Here is a 2641-nt window from a genome sequence, read left to right on the forward strand (position 1 = left end):
GCCGCTTTCCGAAACCAGCCAATGGGGCTCGGCTTCTCAATCTCCTCGGGCGTCTGGTACAAAGGAATCCGTTCCCAAACCGCTTCAGCGAGATGGAACACATCGCGAAAGCCGAGGGCCCGGGCCGCCTCGTTCCCATAGCCACTGTCCTCGAGGTGAACCGCCACCTCGAGCACGTTGCGCGGATGGGGTTGTCGACTCACCACGAGGTACGCGAGCGAATGTAACTGCTGGATCTCGTCCTCGCCCGACCCTTCAAACGGTCTCTCGATCTCGGCGCTCATGCCCATGCTCCCCTTCACTCGCCCATTCGTTGTACCAAGCCCGATACCTATCAAGAAACCGATCGAGCGTAAATTCCGCGAGCATGCGATCTCGCCCCAGGCGCCCGAGCGCCGCCAGCTGGCCGCGGTCCGCCGCCAATCGCGCGATGGCATCCGCGAGCTCCCGCGGCCGGCGCGGCGGCACGAGGATTCCGTACGGCTCCTGGACAATCTCGCTCATCCCGCCGACGTTGGTGGCCACGATGGGCCGTCCAGCCATGACCGCCTCCACAGCGGCATAGGGAAATCCCTCGGACGAGCTCGACATGACCGCGATATCTCCGCTGTTGAGGGCGCCGTTCACGTCGTCCGTTGGCCCTGCAAAGCGAACGACGTTTTCCAGCCTGTACTCGCGGACGAGATCGCGACACGAAGCCTCGTAAGCAGGGTCCGGCGCGGGCCCGTAGATGGTGAGCGTGGCGCCCACCAGCTCGGGCCGACTCCCGTAGGTCTCGTGAAGACTACGCATGGCGCGGATGGCGGTGTGAATGTCTTTCAGCGGATCGATGCGCGCGATCATCACGAGGCGAAGCGGCTGGTTCCCTGATCCGGGATTGCGCGTGATGTGGAACGCGCGCGGATCGACGCCATTCGGAATGGGATGGATCCGCTCAGGGGGAACGCCAAGCTTCTGTTCCCACAGCGCGTTGAATTTCGCCACCGGCGCGACGCTGTCCGCGGCCTGATACACCAAGCGCACCACCAAGCCGTACAGACTCGAGAGAAAGTAGCGATAGGGCGCGGCCCGCTCCATCCTGCCGATGGACAGCAGCCGCTCGCGATAATACACCCCGTGTTCGGTGACGAGCAGTGGCCGGTGATGCCGCTCCTTCGCCATCACGAGCGGCAGCGCGCAGAAGGCCGCCGCGGACGCGTGGTAGATGCGAGCTTCCGGAACCGGGAAGGCGAGCGGCGCCAGGTATCGGTACAAGAGCTTGCCGATATCGACCGCCTCGAACAAGTTCAGGTGGCGAAACAGAGGATGCTCCGAGAGGCGGGATCGAAGGATGTCCCAGGTCTTCCCATGTCGTAGCGCGTATTTCATGTTCCCGCGCTCGGCGAATGCGGCCATCACGCGAAGCGCCGCCAGCGCCTCGTCCAGCCGCGCCTCGGCTGGCCGCAGGCAGGCCGTCAAAAACGCCTCGTAGGCTGGCAGAAAGTCTCGCTGAAACGATTTGCGCGCTCCGAGATTCCACGACATCTGCGGATTCCACGAGAATTCCTCGTGGCGATCCGTCCCCCAGAGCGGCACCATCAGAAGTCGGTCGACGTTTTCGGGCAGCGCGTAGCGCGGCGTCGCGCCAGGATTTGCGACCACCGCGTAGACGGTGAAGCGCTGATCGGCAAGCCCGCGGATCAGCCGATCCGCCCACGCACTGACACCTCCGAGCGTGTAGGGATACGTGCCCTCGGTGGCCAGCAACACATCCGACACAGGCGCCTTGCGCGACCTCACAGGCGTCCCTCCGCGCTCAGTTCACGCAGCATCCGGTGCAGCCGCCGCTCCAGTTCCAGCATGCGCCGCTCCGCCTCCACCATCTGCGCGTGGATCTCGCCAATTTCGTCCAGCACCTCAGCCGCCCAACTCGCCTCCATGCGGCGCGGCACCTGCGCAGGCTCGTTCCGCGGGGCTTGTTCGCGCGCCCCCAAATTCCGCTCGTTCCATCCGGTCGCAGCAGGGCCAACGTGATCGCCATCCGATCGCTCGAAGGCGGCCCCGGTCAAGCGCGTCTCGACTTCCCGCAGGACGCGCGCGAGATGATCTCGCGCTTCACCTCGCGGCAGTTCATTCTCCTCGGCGCCTGCCGGCGCCTCGGAGAGCGAGCCGATGTCCGCGCCGAGCCTCGCATCGTTCGCCTTGATGGCTCCCTGGTGCAGCGCTTCGTCCACGGGCTCGCCCGCGCCCACCCCAAAACCGGCGCGAGCATCTGGCAGTCCCTCTTGCCCTTCTTCCACAGCCGTGGCGACCGCCTCCGACATGGGCTCCTCCAGGGCCACCTCGACCGTCTTGGCTCGCGTCACGCTTTTGGAGGAAAGGTCCAGGTTTTCAACTGCGAGAAAACATTGGGCCGCCAGAAGCGAGTACTCGCGGATATGCTGGGCAGGCTGATCCGGCAGCTCACTCGCGCGCAAGAATTCGCGCCCCGCCAACCGCATGTAGTGGTCGAAGTCGTCCATTCGCCCGAGGCGTCGCGCGCAGAGCGCCGCCTGACGGTACGCGACCCCCGCCCGCTGCGGCACGTTCCCCTCGAGCGATCTCGCCTCTTCCAAAAACGCGTTCAGCGCCTCACTGTATTCCCCCATCGCATAGAGTTCCA

The 2641-nt window shown here is 65.2% G+C and carries 2 protein-coding genes and 1 pseudogene; all 3 read right to left on the reverse strand.

The window, feature by feature from the left end; translation table 11 throughout:
- Window positions 1-284, reverse strand: a pseudogene (locus AMA01_RS06235) (hypothetical protein); the annotation flags it as partial.
- A complete protein-coding gene (gene pelF, locus AMA01_RS06240) occupies window positions 256-1779 on the reverse strand; it encodes a GT4 family glycosyltransferase PelF (protein ID WP_231862844.1) in 1524 nt (507 codons plus the stop codon). The gene pelF and the pseudogene AMA01_RS06235, both read right to left, overlap by 29 nt.
- Window positions 1776-2641, reverse strand: an 866-nt coding sequence (locus AMA01_RS06245; RefSeq protein WP_067848992.1) for a hypothetical protein, incomplete at its 5' end; no start/stop codon positions are given. The genes AMA01_RS06245 and pelF, both read right to left, overlap by 4 nt.

It is taken from the genome of Alicyclobacillus mali NBRC 102425 (genome assembly GCF_001570745.1).
GTDB classification, from domain to species: domain Bacteria; phylum Bacillota; class Bacilli; order Alicyclobacillales; family Alicyclobacillaceae; genus Alicyclobacillus; species Alicyclobacillus mali.